This window comes from Amycolatopsis sp. 3B14 (assembly GCF_050958625.1).
In the GTDB taxonomy this organism is placed as follows: Bacteria; Actinomycetota; Actinomycetes; order Mycobacteriales; family Pseudonocardiaceae; genus Amycolatopsis_E; species Amycolatopsis_E thermoflava.
Window position 1 is genome coordinate 86,126 of record NZ_JBHZEN010000031.1, and the last position, 20,529, is coordinate 106,654.

Here is a 20,529-nt window from a genome sequence, read left to right on the forward strand (position 1 = left end):
CTCTCAGGACACTCGCGAGCGGAAGGTCCAGGAACCGGAGCCGACCTCGAACACCGCTTCCCCGCCGTCCACGCGGACGAAGCGGGCGCCGTCGGCGACCGGCGGGACGTCACCGGCGAACGGCACGTGCACCTCGGCAGTGGCGCCCACCGGGACGGTGACGTCCAGCCGGTACTCGCCGCCGGTGCGGGTCCAGGAGGTGCGGATCTCGCCGTAGGTGGTCTCGTACTTGCCCGCCGCCGAGGTCAGGTCGCCGACCACCGCGGGGTCGATCAGCAGGCGCCGGAACCCGGTGGAACCGGCCGCCTGCTCGATGCCGGTCAGCCGCGTCTGCAGCCAGCCGTCCATCGCGCCGAGCATGAAGTGGTCCTGCGACTGGCCGCTGCCGCCGTCCCAGGTCTCGCCCAGCGCGGTCAGCCCGGCCTTGACCTGGAAACCGAGGCTGGGACTCGTGGTCTGGGTCGCGATCAGGTAGACGACGTCGTCGCGCCCGGCTGCGGACAGCACGCGCAGCACGGACGGGAACGAGATCTCGCCCATGATCAGGTGCCGGCCGGTGGCCTCGATGCTGTCGACGAGGTGCTGCACCTGCGCGGCCCGCAGGTCCGCGGGCACGGCGCCCATGTCCAGCGCCAGCGCGGTCGCGCCCTGCCCGCCGCCGCCGAACAGGCCGGTGGCCGGGTTGTAGTACTTCGCCCACACCTTCCGGGCGAGGTCGTCGGCGCGGGTGCGGTAGGCGGCCGCGTCGGCGTCCCGCCCGAGTGCCTGCGCGACCTGGGCCAGCCCGTCGGCGATGGCCCACACCCCGAAGGTGCCGGTGATCGCACGCGGCATCACGGGCTTCTCGGTGGTGATCCAGTCGCCGAGGCTGTAGTCGTAGACGCCGCCGTCGATCCAGCGCGCGGTCTGTCCCTCCAGATAGGACAGGTACCGCTGCATCGCCGGGTAGTAGGTGCGCAGCAGCTCGTCGTCGCCGTAGGTGCGGTAGGCCTTGAGCGGCAGCAGAACCAGGGCACCGCCCCAGTTCGGGTCGTCGCGGTAGCTGCCTGCCAGCGTCACGTAGTCCGGGACGGTGCTGGGCACCATGCCGGAGGCCTCCTGGCCGTCGGCGATGTCCTGCACGATCTTGCCGAGGTAGGCCTCGACGTCGTAGTTGCGGGCGATCGTGTCGAACGCCAGGTGGTCCTGCTCCAGCCAGCCCAGCTTCTCCCGGCTCGGGCAGTCGGTGAGCACGCTCTGCATGTTGTTCTCCAGCGCGTGCCGGGTGAGCCGGTGGATGCCGTTGACGATCTCGTTGGACGTGGTGAACTCGCCCGCCGAGTCGTTGTCGGCCATCGTGCGCAGGCCGGTGACCGACAGCTGCGCGTCGTCAGGGACGCCGACGACCTCGAGGTAACGGAAGCCGTGGTAGGAGAACTCGGGGTGCCAGGTCTGGGTACCGCCCTTGCCGGTGAAGCTGTCCCAGATCGGCGCGCCGACGTTGGACTTCGACTGGTCGACCCGCCCGTTGCGCAACGCCTCGGCCGGGAAGACACGCACCGTGGTACCCGCCGGGGCGGTCAGCGTGATCTGCGGGATGCCGGCGATGTTGCGGCCGAGGTCGAACACCCGGACACCGGGCGCGGGCCGGGACACCTCGGCGCCGGGCAGCTGCTCGACGACGCGGACCGGCTCGCCGCTGCGCGCGGTGAGCTTGGTGGTCGGCGCGGGCGGGGCGACGGCCGTGGCAGGCGTCCACGCGGCGCGGTTCGCGCCCGGCGCGTCCCAGCCCGGGATCTCGCGGCGGGCGTCGTAGTCCTCGCCGCCGTACCAGTTGGACGCGGTGGTGGGGCCGAGCGTGGTGCGCCAGCTCGGGTCGGTGGCGATGCGCTGCACGCTGCCGTCGGCCATGGTCAGTTCGAGCTGCGCGATCACCTGCGGGTCGCTGGCCGTGCGGGCGAACTTGCGGTAGCGGCCGGAGGTGTGCAGCGCGTCCGCGGTGCCGTTGCCGACCGCGATGCCGATCGTGTTCGCACCGCCGCGGAGCTGGCCGGTCACGTCGTAGGCCGCGTAGGTGACCCGGTCGGCGTAGTCGGTGTTGCCGGGTTCGAGGACGGCGTCGCCGACGCGGGCGCCGTTGAGGCTCGGCACGTACACGCCGAGGCCGCTGACGTACAGGCGGGCCTGCCGCACGCGGCCCTGGACGGTGAAGTCCTTCGCGAACAGCGGCAGGGCTTCGGGCAGCCAGTTCTCCGGCGTGGGCTGGTCCTTGACGGTGGCGGCGACGGTGAACGGGCCGGTCGCGGCGGCCGCGGTCTGGATCGTGTAGTCGACCGGGAAGTTCGCAGTCCTGCCATCGGCGGTGAGGGTGTCGGTGCGCGGGTAGAGCACGACCTGGTCGAAGGTGCGGTCGGAGCCGAGGTCGATCGTCACCCACACTGGCGCGTTCGGGTTGTCGTGCGCGGCGCTCTGGTAGCCGGCGTTGCTCGCCTCCTCCGGGTTGGAGGTGGTGAGGCCGTCGGCGATCAGGCCGGGCTCCCACTCCTTGCGGATGGTCTCGGTCTCCGAGGCGGTGACGAACTTTTCGCGCCCGGCGGCGAAGTTGACCGCCGGGTCGGCGGAGCTGCGCACCTGCATCTCGGCGAGCTGCAGCCGGTAGGTCAGGTCCGGGAAGCGGCGCGGGGTGCCGGTGGTGACGAGGCGGTTGTTGCTGTCGATGGGCTGCTCGGCGAGCGGGAGGCCGAGCTTGGTGACGTCGAGGCGGACGTAGCGCGCGGTCTGCGCGGGGAGGGTGACGACCACGGGCTCCGCGGGCTTGCGGCTGAGCTGCCAGTCGTGGTTGGTGATCCAGCCCGCCGTCCAGTCCTTCTGCTCGGTGAGGCCGGTTTCGAACCAGGTCGGCTCGCTCCACGCCGACGGCGCGGGGCCGGACCAGGTGCGCACGCGCCAGTAGACGCGCTGGCGGCCGGTGAGGGCCTGGCCGGCGTAGGTCGCTTCGACGTCGGCGCTGGGCACGCGCCCGGTGTCCCACAGGTCGGCGCGGCCGTGTTCGAGGACTTCGCGCGAGGTGGCGGCCTGGATCTGGTAGGCGGACTGCTCGCGGCGGCGGGCTTGAGCGGTGTTCTGCCAGGACAGTACGGGTGTGGTGTCGTCGGTCCCGAGTGGACGGTCCTGGTGCGCGGTGCGCAGGTCGGTGACGGAGACGAGCCCGCCCTGCGCGACGCCCGGCGGGGCGACCCCGGACACCAGCGCCGCGGCGACGGTGACCGGGATCAGGATTCTGCGGAGACGAGAACGAGAGCGCATCGGTGCTGCTCCTCCTCGGCCGGTGGGGAGACGGCCGCTGATTCGACGGTGAATCGTTTCAAACCTGAGGGAACGTTACGGGGACTTCACGTCTGGAACAAGATCGGTGTCCGATTCCGGCCACCTCGCCGGGATCAGGACCCCTCATCCGGGGGGTTCTCGGCAAATTCCGGGCGGGCACCCCACCGAATCAATCACCACATCCGAAAAGACTCCGCTAATGAATCTCTCGCAATTTCTCAATACCCGTTCCCCCGCCTGGGTGAATTGTTTCTTGACCCGGAAACCCAGGGGTTCAAACTGTTCCAGCAGGCTCCCCAAACCCCAGGAACGAGGTGTTCCGATGTCGAAACGCACCGTGCGCCGCGCCGCTGTGGCGGCCACCCTCGCTGCCGTCGCCTCGGTCGGCGGCATCGCACCTGCCTTCGCCGCGCCCAGCCCGCCGACCAACGGCGGCAACGGGGCCGGTCAGAGTGGCCAATGCACCGGACCCGCCGCGGACCGGCCGACGTCATGCCAGAGCCCGGGCGGCGTCAGCGACCGCTGATTCCCCGCGCACCGCTATTCTACGGGAGAATTAATACACCATTGACGATTTCTCGCCACCCGGCGCCGGATCAAATCAATCCGCGCCGGGCGGCCCATACCGCGGCCTGGATGGGGGCGGCGAAGCCGAGCCGGTCGCAGATTGCCCGCAACCGCCGCCGCACCGTGCGCTCCGACAGGTCCACGCGCCGGGCGATGGCGTCCAGCGGGAGGCCGTCCGCGAGCAGTTCCAGCAGCTCCAGGTCCGCCCGCGGCAACGTGTCCGGGCGCTGCGCGGTCGTCACGACGACACCAGCAGCACGTGCAGCGTGCGCGGCCCGTGCACGCCCTCGACCCGGTTCAGCTCGATGTCGCTCGTCGCGCTGGGGCCGCTGATCCACGTCTGCGGCCGGGCCGGGGACAGCGCAGCCACGGCCTGCGGCACGCCGGGCACGATCTGGTCCGTCCGCAGCACGCACACGTGCCGGTCCGGCACCAGGCTCACCGCCCGGCGCCCTTGCCCCGGCCCGTGGTCCAGCACGATCGTGCCCGTCGTCGCGATCGCCAGCGCCGCCAGCGTCACCACCGCGTCCAGCCGGTCCAGCTCCGCCGCGGACTGCCCGGTGTCCGGGACGCCACCCGGCACCTCCCAGGGGAAACCGTCCGGCACCAGCACGGAACCCGCGTCGCCGAGCGCTGACGCCAGTGCCGCGGGCAGCGTGTCCGCCGTGCACCGCGTCAGCTCGGCCCGGTAGTCGACCAGCCGCTCGGCGAACAACTCCACCACATCGCCCGCCGGCACTACCGAACGGTAGCCGCGCGGCACCGGCGCCAGCGACGGGTCCGCCGCGGCCAGCGCGGACCGCACCCGGCCGAGGATCTCCTCCCGCGCGCTCATCGACGTCCCTCCCGGCGCCACCACGCGCGGAACGACTCCGCCGGCGGCGCCGGCACGTCCCGCGCGTTGCTCCACAACGAACCCGGCCACGGCAACCGGCCCAGCGCGCGCCGCCCGCCGGGCATCACCTTGCGCCCGAACCGCCCGAGCAACCGGCCCGCGAGACCCATACCGCGCTCGGCCAGACCCAGGCGCTTGGAGTCCGCCAGCACCCACGACGCCGACTTCATCGCCACCGCCTCGGCCTTCGGCGCCGACCGGTGCGCATCGACCACTTTGGACCGCAGGTGCACCAGCACCTCCGGGATGTCGATCCGCACCGGGCACGCCTCGAAACACGCGCCGCACAGGCTGGACGCGTACGGGAGCGAGTCCACCTGGTCGTCGACGCCGGTGCCGCGCAGCAGCGGGTTCAGGATCGCCCCGATCGGCCCCGGGTACACCGAGCCGTAGGCGTGCCCGCCGGTGCGCTCGTACACCGGGCACACGTTCAGGCACGCCGAGCACCGGATGCAGCGCAGCGCCTGCCGCCCCACCTCGTCGGCCAGCGCGCGGGTGCGGCCGTTGTCCAGCAGCACGACGTGCGCCTCCTGGCCCTCGGTCGCGCCGGACCACGTCGAGGTGTAGGGGTTCATCCGCTCCCCCGTGCTCGACCGCGGCAGCAGCTGCAGGAACACGTCCAGATCGGACCAGGTCGGCACGATCTTCTCGATCCCGACCACCGACACCAGCACCTCGGGCAGCGTCAGGCACATCCGCCCGTTGCCCTCGGACTCGACGACGACCAGCGTCCCGGTCTCGGCGACCGCGAAGTTCGCCCCGGACACCGCCATGCGCGCCCGCAGGAACTTCTCCCGCAGGTGCAGCCGCGCCGCTCCGGCGAGCTCCGCCGGCCGGTCGGACAGGTCGTCGGGCGCCGGGCGTCCGGCGGCGGCCATCTTGTCGCGGAAGATCTCCCGGATCTCCGCGCGGTTGCGGTGGATCGCGGGCACCAGGATGTGCGAGGGCAGGTCGTCGCCGAGCTGCACGATCAGCTCGGCCAGGTCGGTCTCCCAGGCGGTGATGCCCTGCGTGGCGAGCGCCTCGTTGAGCCCGATCTCCTGCGTTGCCATGGACTTGACCTTGACGACCTCGTCGACGGCGTGCTGCTTCGCGATCGACGCGACGATCTCGCACGCCTCGGCGGCGTCCCGCGCCCAGTGCACGGTCGCGCCCCGGTCGGTCAGGGACTTCTCCAGCCGCAGCAGGTGCTCGTCGAGGTGGCGCAGCGTGTTGTCCTTGATCGCCGCGCCGGCCAGGCGCAGCTCCTCCCACTCGTCGACCTCGCCGACGACCGCCGCGCGCTTGGCGCGGATCGTGCCGGTCGCGTGCGCCAGGTTGCGGCGCAACTGCGTGTCCGACAACGCCTCCCGCGCCGCCGCCGGAAAGGCAGGCATACCAACGAAAGTGGCGCTCATGCTTCCTCCGTTCCGGCGAGAACCTCGGCCAGATGCATCACGCGCACCCCGGTGCGCTGCCGCGACAGCAGCCCGCCGATGTGCAGCAGGCACGAGTTGTCCCCGGCCACCAGCACCTCGGCGCCGGTGTCCAGCACGTGCCGCGCCTTGTCCGCGCCCATCGCGGTCGAGGTCTCCGCGTTCTTCACCGCGAACGTGCCGCCGAAGCCGCAGCACTCGTCCGCGGCCGGCAGCTCCACCAGATCCAGCCCGCGCACCTCGCGCAGCAGCCGCAGCGGCCGGTCGCCGATGCCGAGCATCCGCAGCGAGTGGCAGGTCGGGTGGTAGGTGACGCGGTGCGGGAAGTACGCCCCGACATCGGTCACGCCGAGCACGTCGACCAGGAACTCGGTCAGCTCGTACACCTTCGGCGAGGTCTCCGCGACCGCCGCGGCCAACCGGTCGTCCCCGCTGCGCCGGGCGACGATCGAGTGCTGGTGCCGCACCGATCCCGCGCACGAACCGGACGGGGTCACGATCGCGTCGTACCCGGCGAACGCGTCGACGAAGTTGCGCACCACCGGCACGGCCTCGTCGAGGTAGCCGGTGTTGACCATCGGCTGGGCGCAGCACGTCTGCGCGGCCGGGAAGTCCGCCTGCACGCCGAGCCGCCGCAGCAGCGTGAACACCGCCTTGCCGGTGTCCGGGAACATCGCGTCGTTGATGCAGGTGACCTGCACGGCGACCTTCATGCCACCACCTTCGGATCGATCCGCGCGGCCGCCCGCGCCCAGTCGGCCTCGCGGCCGGACGGTTCGTAGCGGCGCAGCTCGTGCGTGTCCCGGATCAGCGCCCGCATCGCGGCCAGGTCCGGCAGGTCCGCGCCCAGCGCGCGGGCCTGCACGAGCACGTTGCCCAGCGCCGCGGCCTCGACCGGCCCGGCCAGCACCGGCACGCCGCAGGCGTCCGCGGTGAGCTGGCACAGCAGTTCGTTGCGGACCCCGCCGCCGACCACGTGGACGACGTCGACCGGCCGTCCGGTCAGCTCCGATGCCTGGCGCACGGTCCGCCGATAGGCCAGCGCGAGGCTGTCCAGCACGCACCGGACGATCTCCCCCGGCGTCGCCGGGACCCGCTGGCCGGTTTCGGCGCAGGCCTGCCGGATCCGGGACGGCATGTCGCCCGGCGGCAGGAACACCGGCGCGTCGATGTCCACGACGGCCGACAACGCCGGCACCTCCGCGGCCTGCGCCAGCACCGACGGCAACGCGACCGGCGTGCCCTGCGCCTCCCACGTGCGCAGCGACTCGGACAGCACCCACAGGCCCATCACGTTCCGCAGGAACCGGATCGTGCCGTCGACACCGCCTTCGTTCGTGAAGTTGGCCGCCAGCGCGGCGTCGCCCAGCTCCGGCTCGTCGAGCTCCAGTCCGACCAGCGACCAGGTGCCCGAGGAGATGTAGGCGAAGTTCGTGCCCGGCTCGGCGGGCACCCCGACCACCGCGGACGCGGTGTCGTGCGAGCCGACCGCGACCACCGGCAGCTCCGGCAGCGCCAGCTCGGCGGCCAGGTCCGGCAGCAGCGTGCCGACCACCGTGCCCGGGTCGCGCAACGGCGGCAGCAACCGCGGCGGGATGCCGACGCGCGTAGCCAGGTCCACCGCCCACTCCCGCGACCGCACGTCGTAGAGCTGCGTGGTGGAGGCGTTGGTGCGCTCGGCGCCGCGCACCCCGGTCAGCCAGTAGTTCAGCAGGTCCGGGATGAGCAGCATGGTCTCGGCCGCGCTCAGGTCACGCTCGGCCAGCAGCTGGTAGAGCGTGTTGAACGGCAGCTGCTGCAGCCCGGTGACGTCGAACAGCTCCCGCGCCGGCACGGACTCCAGAACCCGCTCGGCCACGCCTTCGGTGCGCGCGTCGCGGTAGTTGACCGGGTTGCCCAGCAGCGCCCCGGAGGCGTCGAGCAACCCGTAGTCCACGGCCCAGGAGTCTATGCCGAGACCGTCCAGCGCACCGGCCTTGTGCGCGGCCTGCACCCCGGTCAGCAGCTCGCGGTAGAGGCCGAGGATGTCCCAGTGCAGGGTCGATCCACCCGCGTGGGCGACCCGGACGCCGCCGTTGGGGAACCGGTGCACCTCCGCCACCGACAGCACACCGGGCCCCACCGTCCCCGCCATGACGCGCCCGCTGGAGGCGCCCAGGTCGACCGCCGCCAGTCGCATCACACCCGCACCACGCGCAGTTCGAGACCGAGCAGGTCGGCCACCGCCTCCAGCTCCGCGACGCGGTGCCCGGTGCCCAGCGCCCAGTGGTGGTTGACGCCGGCGGCCGACCACGCGTCGGTCCACTCGCCGGGGTTGCCGCCGAAGTCCACGCGGGAGGTGGTGTTGCCGATCTCCAGCAGCGGGCCGGGCACGACCTCGCCCTCGGACGCGACGAGCGTGAACCGCCCGTCGCGTTCCTGGCCAAGGCCGAGCAGGGTGACCGGGCCGTGCTTGACGTCGAACTCGACGGACACGCCCCAGCCACGCTTGCCGTGGTAGACGCCGAGCCCGCGCAGCAACGGCCGCCGCGCGCTGATCGCCAGGTGCGCCGGGCCGTCGTGACCCATCTCGACCACGTTGTCCCGGAAGTTCAGCGCCTGCAGCTCGGTGAACGAGCCGCCCGCGCCGAGCCGGTCCATCACCAGCATGGCCAGCGAGTTGCGCAGCTCGAACTCCCCCGCCGCCGGGATGCCGCGCGCGGTGAGCAGCGACGCGCCGAGGATGAACCCGGCGCCGACCCGCTCGTGGGTCTCGCCGTCCAGGCCGCGGTGGTAGTAGGCCAGCGTGTCCAGGGAGAAGTCCTCGACCAGCCGGTCCAGCGCCACCGAGACGCGGGCGCCCCACGCGAAGTCCTCCTCGACGACCGAATCGTCCAGGTCGAAGACCTTCCGCGCGAGATCCATCCGGGCGGCGGTCTCGTCGTCGGTGACCTTCTCGACCCGCACCCGCAGGTCGTCGATCTCCAGGATCTCCACGTGCCCGCCGAGCTGCGCGGTCACCAGCGTCGGATCGGTGGAGACGTCCATCATGCCCGGGTAGAGGTGGCCGAGCAGGCCGTGCCGGCCGTGCCGGAACGCGGCGCGCACCCCGGCGGCCTTGATCCAGCGCTCGATGCGGGTCCAGGCCCGCTCGTCCTCCAGGTACCCGGACACCGACCGGAACTCGACGCCGACGCGGCGGAAGGCGTTGGCCATCTCCGGCAGCGGGCAGGCGCCGCAGTAGGCGAGCCAGGCGCCGGTGTCGAAGTTCGCGTGGTCCATCGCCTCGGTGGGCTGCAGGTTGAGCAGCAGCACCGGCGATCCGCTGCGCTGCGCGACCGGCGCGAGCATGCTGGACGTCAGGTAGGTGGTGAGGAAGCCGATGATCAGGTCGCAGTCGGCGACCCGCAGCTTCTCCGCGGCGGCCGCGCCCTCCCGCTCGTCCGAGACGAACCCGGCGTCCACCACCTCGCAGTCCATTCCGGACAGTCGTTCGGCCACCCGCCGGGCGGAGGCCTGGAGTTGCGGCAGCAGCTCCGGGAACTGTGGCCAGTACGCCCCGAGCCCGCCTGCGACGAGGCCGACGCGGGTGCGCCTCGGGGTGATCCGCTCCAGGTTCATCACTCGAGTCCTTCCTACATCAACGGAGGAAAGCGGCCGCGACACCCGCGTCCACGGGCACGTGCAGGCCGGTCGTGTGCGTCAGGTCGCCGCCGGTGAGCGCGAACACCGCCGCGGCCACGTGCTCGGGCAGGACCTCGCGCTTGAGGATGGTGCGCTGGGCGTAGAACTTGCCCAGGTCCTCCTCCGGCACGCCGTAGACCGCGGCGCGCTGCGCGCCCCAGCCGCCCGCGAAGATGCCCGAGCCGCGCACGACGCCGTCGGGGTTGACGCCGTTGACCCGGATGCCGTGCTCGCCGAGTTCCGCGGCCAGCAGCCGGACCTGGTGCGCCTGGTCGGCCTTGGCCGCGCCGTAGGCGACGTTGTTGGGGCCGGCGAACACCGAGTTCTTCGACGAGATGTAGACGATGTCGCCGCCGAGTCCCTGCGCGATCATCGCCTTCGCCGCGGCCTGCGAGACCAGGAACGAGCCCTTGGCCATCACGTCGTGCTGGAGGTCCCAGTCCTTCTCGGTGGTCTCCAGCAGCGGCTTCGAGATCGACAGGCCGGCGTTGTTGACGACCAGGTCGATGCCGCCGAATGCCAGCACGGTCGCGTCCACCGCCGCGGCGACCGCTTCGGCGTCGACGACGTTCGCGACCACCGAAACCGCCTTGTCGGTGTTCCCGATGGAGCGCGCGACCTCCTCGGCGGCATCGCCGTTCAGGTCCGCGATCGCCACGCACGCGCCCTCGGCGGCGAGCCGTTCGGCGATGGCGCGGCCGATGCCCGAACCGGCGCCGGTGACCAGCGCGACGCGCCCGGCCAGCGGCTTCGGCTTCGGCATGCGCTGGAGCTTGGCCTCCTCCAGCGCCCAGTACTCGATGCGGAACTTCTCGCTCTCCGGGATCGGCGCGTAGCGGGAGACCGCCTCGGCGCCGCGCATCACGTTGATCGCGTTGACGTAGAACTCGCCCGCCACGCGCGCGGTCTGCTTGTCCTTGCCGAAGGAGAACATGCCGACACCGGGCACGAGCACGATCGCCGGGTCCGCGCCGCGCATCGCCGGGCTGTCCGGTGTCGCGTGCCGCTCGTAGTAGGCGCGGTAGTCCGCGCGGTAGGCCTCGTGCAGTTCCTTCAGGCGCGCGACGACGTCCTCCAGCGGGGCGGTCGCGGGCAGGTCGACCACGAGCGGGCGGACCTTGGTGCGCAGGAAGTGGTCCGGGCACGAGGTGCCGAGCGCGGCGAGCGGCTGCAGCTTCTCCCGCGACAGGAACTCCAGCACCACGTCACTGTCGTTGTAGTGGCCCACCTGGCGCTGGTCGGTCGACGCCAGCCCGCGGATCACCGGCGCCAATGCCGCGGCGCGCTTCCGGCGCTCCTCCTCCGGCAGCGGCTCGAACCCGGGCACGACCGCGCCGAACGGCTCGGCGCTGCCCCGCTCGGCGAGGAACTTCTCCGCGGTCCGGATGATCTCCAGCGAGTTCCGCCGGCACTCCTCCGACGTCTCGCCCCACGCGGTGATGCCGTGTCCGCCCAGGATCACGCCGATCGCCTGCGGGTTGGCCTTCTTCACCGCGGCGATGTCCAGGCCCAGCTGGAACCCGGGGCGGCGCCAGTCGACCCACACCACGCGGTCGCCGAAGCACTCCTTGGTGAGCGCGAGTCCGTCGGCGGCCGTGGCGAGCGCGATGCCCGAGTCCGGGTGCAGGTGGTCCACGTGCGTGGCCTCGACCAGACCGTGCATCGCGGTGTCGATCGACGGCGCGGCGCCGCCGCGGCCGTGCAGGCAGTAGTCGAACGCGGCGACCATCTCGTCCTCGCGCTCGACGCCCGGGTAGACGTCGACCAGCGCGCGCAGGCGGTCCAGCCGCAGCACGGCCAGCCCGGCCTCGGTCAGCGTGCCCAGGTCACCCCCGGATCCCTTGACCCACAGCAGTTCCGTCGGCTGCCCGGTGACCGGGTCGGTCTCGCTGCCCTTGGCCGAGGTGTTGCCACCGGCGTAGTTGGTGTTGCGCGGGTCGGCGCCGAGGGCGTTGCTGCGCTGGATGAGTTCGGCGGCGGGATTGTTCGTCATGGTGGTTCAGGCTCCCCAACCGGCCTGCCGGCCGTCGGCTCGTTCGGCGACGATCTTTTCCTGGTAACCGCTGCGGTGGTAGGCGGCGATCGGGTCCGGGTCCAGCCCGGCCTCCTCGCGCAGCTCGGCCAGCAGCGGCCGCACGTCGGTGTTGTAGGCGTCCATCAGCACGGCGTTGGCGCCGAGCACGTCCCCGTTCTGCTGCGCGGCGAACAGGGCCTCCTTGTCGACCAGCAGGGCCTTCGCGGTGGCCTCCTGCACGTTGAGCACCGAGCGGATGATCGCCGGGATCTTCGCCTCGATGTTGTGGCACTGGTCGAGCATGAAGTTGATGCCGTAGGACGGGTCCAGCGCGTCGGCCCGCACGATCTCCCACATGATGCGGAAGAGCTGGAACGGGTCGGCGGCGCCTGCCATCAGGTCGTCGTCGGCGTAGAAGCGCGAGTTGAAGTCGAACGCGCCGAGCTTGCCCTGGCGCAGCAGGAACGCGACGATGAACTCGATGTTGGTGCCCGGCGCGTGGTGGCCGGTGTCGATGCACACCGTCGCTTTCGGGCCGAGTTCGACGCAGTGCGCGTACGAGGTGCCCCAGTCCGGCACGTCGGTGGCATAGAAGGCGGGCTCGAACAGCTTGTACTCCAGCAGGATCCGCTGGTCGTCGCCGAGCCGGTCGTAGGCCTCGCGCAGCGCCGCGGCCAGCCGGTCCTGCCGGGAGCGCAGATCGTCCTGGCCCGGGTAGTTGATGCCGTCGGAGAACCAGAACTTCAGGTCCTTGCTGCCCGTGGCGTCCATGATGTCGATCGCCTCGAGCAGGTGGTCGGTGGCTTTGCGGCGGATCCGCGGGTCGGGGTTGGTGACCGAGCCGAGCTTGTAGTCCTCGTCCTGGAAGACGTTGGTGTTGATGGCGCCGATCTCGATGCCGAGGTCGTGCGCGTACTTGGTGAGGGCGCCGTAGTCGTCGACCCGGTCCCACGGGATGTGCAGCGCCACGCTCGGCGCGATGCCGGTCAGCTCGTGCACCTTCGCCGCGTCGGCGATCTTCTCCTCCGGCGTGCGGGGAACCCCGGGCTGCGGGAACACCTTGAAGCGGGTGCCGGAGTTGGCGTAGGCCCACGAAGGCGTCTCGATCCGCTGAGCGCGCAGGGCTGCTTTCACGGCGGTCAGGTCGGACAACAGGATCACTTTCCTTCCAGGTGGAAGACCTCGGTGAGCAACTGGAACCCCTCGTCGGGGCCGCGCCCGTCCAGGCCCGTGAAGAATTCGGCCATCTCGGCCTGCCAGCGGGCGTTGACCTCGGTGCGGGCCATGGCCGCCTGCGCGGCTTCGAGGTCGTCGGCCTCGACGTAGCCGATCAGCAGGCCGTCGTCCCGGAGGAACAGCGAGTAGTTGCGCCATCCGGTGTCGGTCAGCGCCTGCCGCATCTCCGGCCACACGGCACGGTGCCGGTCGGCGTACTCGGCCATCCGGTCAGGCTTCACCTGCAGGCAGAAGCAGTATCGGGCCATGATCCGTCCTCGGTGGAGCCCCGGCCGGGCCGCCGGTGCGGCCCGGCCGGGAGACTGTCAGAAGTTGTACTGGTCGATGTTGCTCGCGTCGAACACCGTCGGCGGGCCGAGGACGATCTCGCCGTCCTTGCCGATCGTGTACTCGCCGAGCTTGCCCGCCTTGAACTTCTGGCCCTCGACGCCGGTGATCTGGCCGGAGGCCAGTGCCACACCCGCGTAGGCGGCCAGGTAGCCGATGTCGGCCGGGTTCCACAGCGCGAACTTGGTGACCGTGCCGTCCTTGATGTACTCGCGCATCTGGTTCGGCGTGCCGAGGCCGGTCACCGCGACCTTGCCCTTGTAGCTGGAGGAGCTGATGTAGCGGGCGGCCGCGGCGATGCCGACGGTGGTCGGCGCGACGATGGCCTTCAGGTTCGGGTAGGACTGCAGCAGGCCCTGGGCCTCCTGGAACGACTTCTGGTCGTCGTCGTTGCCGTAGGCGACCTTCACCAGCTTCAGGTTCGCGTACTCGGGCTTGGTCAGCTGCTGCTTGAACACCTCGATCCAGGCGTTCTGGTTGGTGGCGTTCGGGGTCGCCGACAGGATGGCGATCTCACCCGAGCCGCCGGCCAGCTCGCTGGCCATCTTCGCCAGCTGCTCGCCGATGCCCGCGGTGGTGGCCTGGTTGATGAACACGTCGCGGCAGTCCTTGGCCGCGTCGGAGTCGAAGGCCACGACCTTGATGCCGGAGCTGCGCGCCTGGTTCAGCGACGGGCACACCGCGTTCGGGTCGTTCGCGGCGATGCCGATGACGTCCTGCTGCTGCTGGATCAACGTGTTGATGTAGCTGACCTGCGAGGACGCGCTGGCGTCGTTCGGGCCGACGAGCTTGTACTCGCCCTTGAGCTCGTCCAGCGCGGTCTTGCCGCCACCCACCTCGATGTCCGAGTACGGGTTGTTGAGCTGCTTGGGCAGGAAGGCCATCTTGACGCCTTCCTTGGTGGCGGCGTTCGGGTCGGCCTGCGCCGTCGACTGGGCGCCACCGCCGCCGGACGAGCTGCTGTCGTTCTTCGTGGTGCCACCGCACGCGGACACCGTCAGCACGAGTGCTGCCGACACCGCACCGGCGAGGAGTCGTCTCTTCATGGGCGTTTCGCCTTTCTATGTGGTCGCCCGGCGCCGCAGCGCAGCCCGGAACCTGATCACGATGTTGGGCAGGAGCACCGAGATGATCAGCAGCACCCCGGTGACGATGTTGAGCGCCTCGTTCGACACGTCCTGCAGCCGCAGCGCGTTCTGCAGCGTGGCCAGCAGGACCACGCCGGCGAGCACACCCGGCAGGGTGCCCTTGCCGCCGAAGATGGACACACCGCCGAGCAGGACCGCCGCCACGACGGCGAGTTCCATGCCGAGGCCGTTGTCGGCGCGGGCGCTGGAGTAGCGCAGCGTCCACAGCACCCCGGCCAGGCCGGCGACGAGACCGCTGACGACGTAGAGCCAGAACTTCAGCCGGGCGACACGGATGCCGGCGAAACGCGCGGCCTGCTCGCTGGCGCCGGCCGCGAACACCGACCGGCCGACCGGGGTCGCGTGCAGCACCAGGCCGAACACCACGGCCAGCACCACCAGCGGGATCAGCATGTTCGGGATCGGGCCGTCGCCGATCGTGCCGGTCACCCACGAGGTGTAGGCGCGCGGGAAGTCGGCCACCGCGCCGTCACCGAGCACCACGAACGCCAGGCCGCGGTAGAGCGCGAGCGTGCCGATGGTGACCGCCAGCGACGGCAGTTTCAGCACGGTCACGAAGAACCCGTTGAGCGCGCCCAGGACGGCGCCGAGCACCAGGCACAGCGGGATGATCGTCTCGATGGGCAGGCCGCGGTTCCACAGGTCACCCATCACGGCCGAGGTGAGGCCGAGCGTGCTCGCCACCGACAGGTCGATTTCGCCGGTCACGATCACGAACGTCATCGGCAGCGCGATCAGCGCGATCGGCAACAGGTCCAGCAGCAGGAAGGTGAAGTTGCGGCTGCTGCCGAAGTTCTCCACCACGCCGGAGGCGATGAGCAGCACCAGCACCGTGATCACGATGACGGCGGCGTCCCAGCTCGCCAGGCGGGACAGCCAGGCCGGCCGCTTGTCAGACATGGGAATCCCTCTTCTTCAGTGACTTGGCCACCCGCACCGCGACGAGGCGGTCGGCCCCGATCGCGAGCAGGATCAGCGCGCCGACGATGGCCTGCTGCCAGAACTGGTTGATGTCGAGTACCGCCAGGGAGCTGCCGATGACGGTGAGCAGCAGGGCGCCGAGGCCCGCGCCCCACACCGTGCCGCTGCCACCGAACACCGCGACCCCGCCGACCACCGCGGCGGCGACCACGTTCAGCTCGTAACCGTTGCCCGCGGCGGCGTCGATCGTGCCGAAGCGCGCGGCGAACAGGACACCGGCGACACCGGCCAGCGCGCCGCTGACCAGGAACGCGGCGATCGTGTTGCGGCCGACCTTGATACCGGCCAGCTCGGCGGCCTGCGGGCTCGACCCCATCGCGTACAGCTCGCGGCCGGCGCGGTAGTTGCGCAGCACGATCCCGGCCACGACCAGCACGATCACCGCGATCAGCACCAGCCACGGGATGCCCAGGATCGAGGAGTTGCCGAACTTCAGGAAGTGCCCGGGCAGCTCGTCGGCGTTGATCTGCTCGCCGCCCGCCCAGAAGTAGGCCGCGCCGCGGAAGGCGTAGAGCGTGCCGAGGGTGACCACCAGCGCGGGCACCTGGCCGAACCGGACCAGGAACCCGTTGACGACACCGCAAGCGGCGCCGACCGCGACGCCGACGACCAGCGCGACGATCACCGGCATGCCCTGGTTGGCCTGCAACAGCGAGCCGACCGCGAACGCGGACAGGCCGAGCACCGACCCGACCGACAGGTCGATGTTGCGGGTGATCATCACCGTCGCCTGGCCGACCGCGAGCACGGCCAGGATCGCGGTGCCGAGCAGGATGTCGCGGATGCTCTGCGCGGACAGGAACCGCGAGTTCTGCGTCGCGGTGAACGCCACCAGCGCGATCAACGCGAGGACGATGCCGGCCTCGCGCGCCTTGAACAGGCCGCCGAGGGAGAACTTCCGGGACACCGACCGGCTCGTCGTCGTGGGAGCCACCACCTTCGTCGCGTTCACGCCGCCGCTCCCTGACCCATCGCTGCGAACATCACCGAGTCCTCACTCGCGTCCTCGCGGCCGATCTCCGCGACGATCCGTCCCTCGCGCATCACCAGCACGCGGTCGGCCATGCCGAGCACCTCGGGCAGCTCGGACGACACCATGATCACGGCGACGCCCTCCGCGGCCAGCGACGACATCAGCCGGTGCACCTCGGCCTTCGTGCCGACGTCGATGCCGCGCGTCGGCTCGTCGACGATCAGCACGCTCGGCGCCATCGACAGCCACTTGGCCAGCACGACCTTCTGCTGGTTCCCGCCGGACAGCGTGCCGACGGCGTCGCTGAGCCGGCCGTACTTGGTCTGCAGGCGCTCGGTCCAGCGCAGGGCTTCCCGGCGCTCGCCGCCGCCGAACAGGAAACCCAGCTTCGCCAGCGCGCCCGAGCGCGGCAGGGTCACGTTCCGCTCGATGGAGAGGTCCATGACCAGGCCCTGCTGGCGCCGGTCCTCCGGCACCAGGGCCATGCCCGCGGCCATCGCGGCGCGCGGCGAGCCCGGCTTGAGCTTCTTCCCGCGCAGCTTCACGGTTCCCGAGTCGCGTTCGTCCACTCCGAACACCGCCTGGACCACTTCGGACCGTCCACTGCCGACCAGACCGGCGAACGCGACGATCTCGCCCGCCCGGACCTGGAACGAGACGTCCCGGAAGACGCCCTCGCGGGACAGGCCCTCGACCTCGAGCACGACCTCGCCCGGGGTGACGTCCTGCTTGGGGAACAACGCGTCCAACTCGCGGCCGACCATGCGGCGGACCATCTCGTCGACGGTCAGGTCGTCCATCGGGTCGGTGGAGACGTGCTTGCCGTCGCGCATGATCGTCACGCGCTGGCACAGCTCGGTGATCTCCTCGAAGCGGTGCGAGATGAACATGATCGCCGCGCCCTCGTCACGCAGGTTGCGCGCGACCGAGAACAGGCGCTCGACCTCGACCAGCGACAGCGCCGCGGTCGGCTCGTCCATGATCAGCACGCGGGCGTCGGCGGACAGCGCCTTGGCGATCTCGACGATCTGCTGGTCGGCGATCGACAGGCCGCGGGCCGGGCGGCCCGGGTCGATCCGCACGCCAAGGCGGGCGAACAGCTTCTCCGCCTCGGCCCGGATCGCGCCGCGGTCGATCATGCCCAGCCGCTTGCGCGGGTGGCGGCCCATCACGATGTTCTCCTCGACCGTGAGGTCGGGGAACAGCGTGGGTTCCTGGTAGATCACCGCGATCCCGGCGGCCTTGGCGTCGGCCGGGGAGGAGAACTCGACGGGCTGCCCGTCGACCAGCAGCGTTCCGGTGTCCGGGCGGTGGACCCCGGCGAGCATCTTGACGATGGTCGACTTGCCCGCGCCGTTCTCACCCACCAGCGCGTGGGCCTCGCCGGAGTGGAGGGGGAACGACACCCCCTGCACGGCGGCCACCGCGCCGAACGACTTCGTGACGCCGCGGACCTCCAGCAAGGGCACCGCGCCCTGGTCCTGCCGCACCATCGCGACCTCCGAAATGAAAGGTTTCACAAACCTGGCGCGCTGACGCTACTATGCGCTGGATCACGAAGTCAACGACAAGTTTTTGGCCCAGTTCAGGCGGGTTTTCCCGGTCGCGATCCGATAACATCGGTGCTTGTTACACGTTTCAACGGGAGGGTCACGTGGCGCGCACGACCACGGATGGGGCCGCTGTTCCGGAGCCTCGGGCGGCGGGGATCAAGGACGTCGCGGCGGCGGCCGGCGTGTCACTGGGGACCGTGTCGAACGTGCTCAACCGGCCGGACCGCGTCAGCCCGCGCACGCGCGCGAAGGTCGAGGCGGCGATGGCCGAGCTGAAGTTCGTGCGCAACGAGACGGCGCGGCAGCTGCGGGCGGGGCGCAGCCGGATCCTGGCGTACGTGATGCTCGACGGGAGCAACCCGTTCTTCACCGACGTGGCCGAGGGCGTGGAGGACGCGGCCGACGAAGCCGATCTGTCGTTGTTCCTGTGCAACAGCGCGAACCGCGCCGAGCGCGAGCGCGACTACCTGAGCCGGCTGGAGCAGCAGCGGGTGCAGGGCATCCTGATCACGCCGGTCGACCCGGACGCCCCGGTGCTCGCGGAGACGGCCGCGCACGGGATCCCGCTGGTGATCGTGGACCGGACCGGGCAGTCGGGCGACCACTGCTCGGTGGCCGTGGACGATGTGCTGGGCGGGCGGCTCGCGGTGCAGCACCTGCTGGAGCTGGGGCACCGGCGGGTGGCGTTCATCGGCGGTCCGGATTCGCTCGGGCAGGTGCGCGACCGGCGGGAGGGCGCGCTGCGGGCGATGAAGGAGGCCGGGCTGGGGCCGGCGGACCTGGTCGACCTGACCACGTCGGCGTTGACGGTGGCGGAGGGCCGGACCGCCGGGCAGCGCCTGGCCGGGCTGCCGTCGTCACTGCGCCCGACGGCCGCGTTCTGCGCCAATGATCTGCTGGCTTTGGGGTTGCTGCAGACGTGTGTCAGCCTGCGGCTGCGGGTGCCGGACGACCTGGCGATCGTGGGGTACGACGACATCGACTTCGCCGCGGCGGCCGCCGTGCCGCTGACTTCGGTGCGGCAACCCCGCCGCCAACTCGGCCGGACAGCCGCGGAGCTGCTGCTGCAGGAGACGAGCGACCCCGGCCACGAGCACCAGCAGGTCGTGTTCACACCCGAACTGGTGGTACGAGCCTCCACCCGCCACGGCGCCTGAGCCGGCGCGCTCCCTCGACGCAGGCCAGGAGCACCCCGAGCCGGGCGGCTGCCTCAGTAGCGGTGCTCGCTCAGCACGTCGGCCACCAAAGCCTGCGCCTCCGCCGAGCGGCCGGGCTCCGCGAGCAGCAGGCTCACGAACAACGCCTCCAGCACCACCAGCTGGTGCCCACCACCTTCTCGGCGCGGTCCAGCACCACGAGCCAGGCGGCTGCCTCAGTAGCGGTGCTCGCTCAGCACGTCCGCCACCAGGGCCTGCGCCTCCGCCGACCGCCCGGGCTCCGCGAGCAGCAGACTCACGAACAACCCGTCCAGCACCACCAGGTAGTGCTCACCCCGGAGCTGGCCGCCAGCGGCTCGGCCCGCGCCGGTCCTCCAGAGCGCTCCACCCCGGCCTCCTCAATGCGCTCCTTCGGTCAGAAGCGGTGCTCGCTCAGCACGTCCGCCACCAAAGCCTGCGCCTCCGCCGACCGCCCGGGCTCCGCGAGCAGCAGGCTCACGAACAACCCGTCCAGCACCACCAGGTGCGCCAGCCTGCTCGTCATCGCCTCCACGCGGTACCTCGTCTCCAGTCCCCCGGCGACCAGGGCGGCGTCGGCGACCTCCGTCAGCGGCGTCGTCGCGAAGCTGGTCACCGCGACCACCGCCGCGCCGGACTCCTTCGCCCGCCGGGCCGCGCTCACCGTCTCCCGGGTCGCTCCGGTATGGCTCACCGCCACCACCACGTCCCCCGGCCGCAGCAACCCCGCGCGCACATGCTGGACGTGCACGTCGGCCGGGGCCTCGGCCGCGATGCCCAGCGTCAGCAGCCGGTAGGCGGCGTCCTGCGCGAGCGGCGCGCTCGTCCCGACCCCGAGCACCAGCACCCGCGTCGCCGCGGTCAGCAACCCGACCGCCCGCTCCAGCGCTGCCGCGTCCACGCTCGACCTGGCGCGTTGCAGCGCGTCGGCACTGCTCGCGGCCAGCTTCGCCAGCACCTCGGCGGGAGAATCGCCGCGGTCGATGTGCTCCGGCGACCGGTCCCCGACCAGCGGTGCGAGGTCCTGCGCGAGCGCGATCTTCGCGTCCTGGAAGCCCTTGAACCCCAGGCTCTGGCACGCCCGCACCACAGTCCCGACCCCGGTGCCCGCGGCGGCGGCGATCTCGCTGACCGACATCCGCACCACGTCGGACCCGCGTGCCAGCAGCACCTGCGCGGCCCGCGCCTCGCTCGGCGGCAGGGACCGCAACGCGGCCCGCGCCCGCTCGGCCACCGATCCGGGCACCCGCGACGCCTCGTCGATTCCGCCGGTCAC

General features: G+C 71.4%; 17 protein-coding genes. 2 read left to right on the forward strand and 15 right to left on the reverse strand.

Going from position 1 to position 20,529, the window contains the following annotated elements:
- Positions 1-3 precede the first annotated feature (3 nt).
- A complete protein-coding gene (locus ACCP09_RS19615; protein WP_433748634.1) occupies positions 4-3,285 on the reverse strand; it encodes a family 78 glycoside hydrolase catalytic domain in 3,282 nt (1,093 codons plus the stop codon).
- Between the two features lie 343 nt (positions 3,286-3,628).
- On the opposite strand from ACCP09_RS19615, the gene ACCP09_RS19620 reads away from it, so the two are divergent.
- On the forward strand, positions 3,629-3,832 hold the full coding sequence (locus ACCP09_RS19620) for a hypothetical protein (protein WP_378363059.1): 204 nt from the start codon (positions 3,629-3,631) through the stop codon (positions 3,830-3,832).
- 70 nt (positions 3,833-3,902) lie between these two features.
- Here the strand turns inward: ACCP09_RS19620 and ACCP09_RS19625 are convergent, their stop codons facing one another.
- Genes ACCP09_RS19625 through ACCP09_RS19685 form a run of 13 tightly spaced genes read right to left on the reverse strand, consistent with a single transcriptional unit; the run spans position 3,903 to position 18,018 of the window.
- Positions 3,903-4,115, reverse strand: a complete 213-nt coding sequence (locus tag ACCP09_RS19625) for a helix-turn-helix domain-containing protein (RefSeq protein ID WP_123683159.1) — start codon at positions 4,113-4,115, stop codon at positions 3,903-3,905.
- Positions 4,112-4,708 carry a LutC/YkgG family protein gene (locus tag ACCP09_RS19630; protein ID WP_433748639.1) on the reverse strand — a complete coding sequence of 199 codons (597 nt, stop codon included), beginning with the start codon at positions 4,706-4,708 and terminating at the stop codon, positions 4,112-4,114. Before ACCP09_RS19630 ends, ACCP09_RS19625 begins: the two co-directional genes overlap by 4 nt.
- Positions 4,705-6,165, reverse strand: a complete 1,461-nt coding sequence (locus tag ACCP09_RS19635) for a lactate utilization protein B (protein ID WP_433748642.1) — start codon at positions 6,163-6,165, stop codon at positions 4,705-4,707. Before ACCP09_RS19635 ends, ACCP09_RS19630 begins: the two co-directional genes overlap by 4 nt.
- A complete protein-coding gene (locus ACCP09_RS19640) occupies positions 6,162-6,896 on the reverse strand; it encodes a (Fe-S)-binding protein (protein WP_433748645.1) in 735 nt (244 codons plus the stop codon). The genes ACCP09_RS19635 and ACCP09_RS19640 overlap by 4 nt, the downstream gene beginning before the upstream one ends.
- Positions 6,893-8,362, reverse strand: a complete 1,470-nt coding sequence (locus tag ACCP09_RS19645) for a rhamnulokinase (RefSeq protein WP_433748694.1) — start codon at positions 8,360-8,362, stop codon at positions 6,893-6,895. Before ACCP09_RS19645 ends, ACCP09_RS19640 begins: the two co-directional genes overlap by 4 nt.
- Entirely contained in the window at positions 8,362-9,783 is a 1,422-nt protein-coding gene (locus ACCP09_RS19650) for an L-fucose/L-arabinose isomerase family protein (RefSeq protein ID WP_027931377.1), read from the reverse strand. The genes ACCP09_RS19645 and ACCP09_RS19650 overlap by 1 nt, the downstream gene beginning before the upstream one ends.
- Positions 9,784-9,802: 19 nt before the next feature.
- Positions 9,803-11,839, reverse strand: coding sequence for a bifunctional aldolase/short-chain dehydrogenase (locus ACCP09_RS19655; protein WP_433748648.1), 2,037 nt, complete (start codon positions 11,837-11,839; stop codon positions 9,803-9,805).
- A gap of 6 nt (positions 11,840-11,845) precedes the next feature.
- Positions 11,846-13,021, reverse strand: a complete 1,176-nt coding sequence (gene rhaI, locus ACCP09_RS19660; protein WP_027931379.1) for an L-rhamnose isomerase — start codon at positions 13,019-13,021, stop codon at positions 11,846-11,848.
- On the reverse strand, positions 13,018-13,344 hold the full coding sequence (locus ACCP09_RS19665; protein ID WP_433748651.1) for an L-rhamnose mutarotase: 327 nt from the start codon (positions 13,342-13,344) through the stop codon (positions 13,018-13,020). Before ACCP09_RS19665 ends, rhaI begins: the two co-directional genes overlap by 4 nt.
- A gap of 57 nt (positions 13,345-13,401) precedes the next feature.
- Positions 13,402-14,469, reverse strand: coding sequence for a rhamnose ABC transporter substrate-binding protein (gene rhaS / locus ACCP09_RS19670; protein WP_433748654.1), 1,068 nt, complete (start codon positions 14,467-14,469; stop codon positions 13,402-13,404).
- A gap of 15 nt (positions 14,470-14,484) precedes the next feature.
- On the reverse strand, positions 14,485-15,471 hold the full coding sequence (locus ACCP09_RS19675) for an ABC transporter permease (RefSeq protein WP_027931381.1): 987 nt from the start codon (positions 15,469-15,471) through the stop codon (positions 14,485-14,487).
- The gene (locus ACCP09_RS19680) at positions 15,464-16,504 is read right to left on the reverse strand and encodes an ABC transporter permease (RefSeq protein WP_027931382.1); all 1,041 of its coding nucleotides are present in this window, start codon (positions 16,502-16,504) and stop codon (positions 15,464-15,466) included. The genes ACCP09_RS19675 and ACCP09_RS19680 overlap by 8 nt, the downstream gene beginning before the upstream one ends.
- Positions 16,501-18,018, reverse strand: coding sequence for a sugar ABC transporter ATP-binding protein (locus tag ACCP09_RS19685; RefSeq protein WP_400981565.1), 1,518 nt, complete (start codon positions 18,016-18,018; stop codon positions 16,501-16,503). Before ACCP09_RS19685 ends, ACCP09_RS19680 begins: the two co-directional genes overlap by 4 nt.
- 215 nt (positions 18,019-18,233) lie before the next feature.
- Between ACCP09_RS19685 and ACCP09_RS19690 the strand changes: the two genes are divergently transcribed.
- On the forward strand, positions 18,234-19,235 hold the full coding sequence (locus ACCP09_RS19690) for a LacI family DNA-binding transcriptional regulator (protein WP_378336343.1): 1,002 nt from the start codon (positions 18,234-18,236) through the stop codon (positions 19,233-19,235).
- A gap of 415 nt (positions 19,236-19,650) precedes the next feature.
- Here the strand turns inward: ACCP09_RS19690 and ACCP09_RS19695 are convergent, their stop codons facing one another.
- Positions 19,651-20,529 carry a MurR/RpiR family transcriptional regulator gene (locus ACCP09_RS19695; protein WP_433748659.1) on the reverse strand — a complete coding sequence of 293 codons (879 nt, stop codon included), beginning with the start codon at positions 20,527-20,529 and terminating at the stop codon, positions 19,651-19,653.

What these genes read in the sequence shown, in the direction of transcription:
- ACCP09_RS19615 (WP_433748634.1), bottom strand. Translation starts at nt 3,285, where the DNA reads ATGCGCTCTCGTTCTCGTCTCCGCAGAATCCTGATCCCGGTCACCGTC.
- ACCP09_RS19620 (WP_378363059.1), top strand. Translation starts at nt 3,629, where the DNA reads ATGTCGAAACGCACCGTGCGCCGCGCCGCTGTGGCGGCCACCCTCGCT.
- ACCP09_RS19630 (WP_433748639.1), bottom strand. Translation starts at nt 4,708, where the DNA reads ATGAGCGCGCGGGAGGAGATCCTCGGCCGGGTGCGGTCCGCGCTGGCC.
- ACCP09_RS19635 (WP_433748642.1), bottom strand. Translation starts at nt 6,165, where the DNA reads ATGAGCGCCACTTTCGTTGGTATGCCTGCCTTTCCGGCGGCGGCGCGG.
- ACCP09_RS19640 (WP_433748645.1), bottom strand. Translation starts at nt 6,896, where the DNA reads ATGAAGGTCGCCGTGCAGGTCACCTGCATCAACGACGCGATGTTCCCG.
- ACCP09_RS19645 (WP_433748694.1), bottom strand. Translation starts at nt 8,362, where the DNA reads ATGCGACTGGCGGCGGTCGACCTGGGCGCCTCCAGCGGGCGCGTCATG.
- ACCP09_RS19650 (WP_027931377.1), bottom strand. Translation starts at nt 9,783, where the DNA reads ATGAACCTGGAGCGGATCACCCCGAGGCGCACCCGCGTCGGCCTCGTC.
- ACCP09_RS19655 (WP_433748648.1), bottom strand. Translation starts at nt 11,839, where the DNA reads ATGACGAACAATCCCGCCGCCGAACTCATCCAGCGCAGCAACGCCCTC.
- ACCP09_RS19665 (WP_433748651.1), bottom strand. Translation starts at nt 13,344, where the DNA reads ATGGCCCGATACTGCTTCTGCCTGCAGGTGAAGCCTGACCGGATGGCC.
- rhaS (WP_433748654.1), bottom strand. Translation starts at nt 14,469, where the DNA reads ATGAAGAGACGACTCCTCGCCGGTGCGGTGTCGGCAGCACTCGTGCTG.
- ACCP09_RS19675 (WP_027931381.1), bottom strand. Translation starts at nt 15,471, where the DNA reads ATGTCTGACAAGCGGCCGGCCTGGCTGTCCCGCCTGGCGAGCTGGGAC.
- ACCP09_RS19685 (WP_400981565.1), bottom strand. Translation starts at nt 18,018, where the DNA reads ATGGTGCGGCAGGACCAGGGCGCGGTGCCCTTGCTGGAGGTCCGCGGC.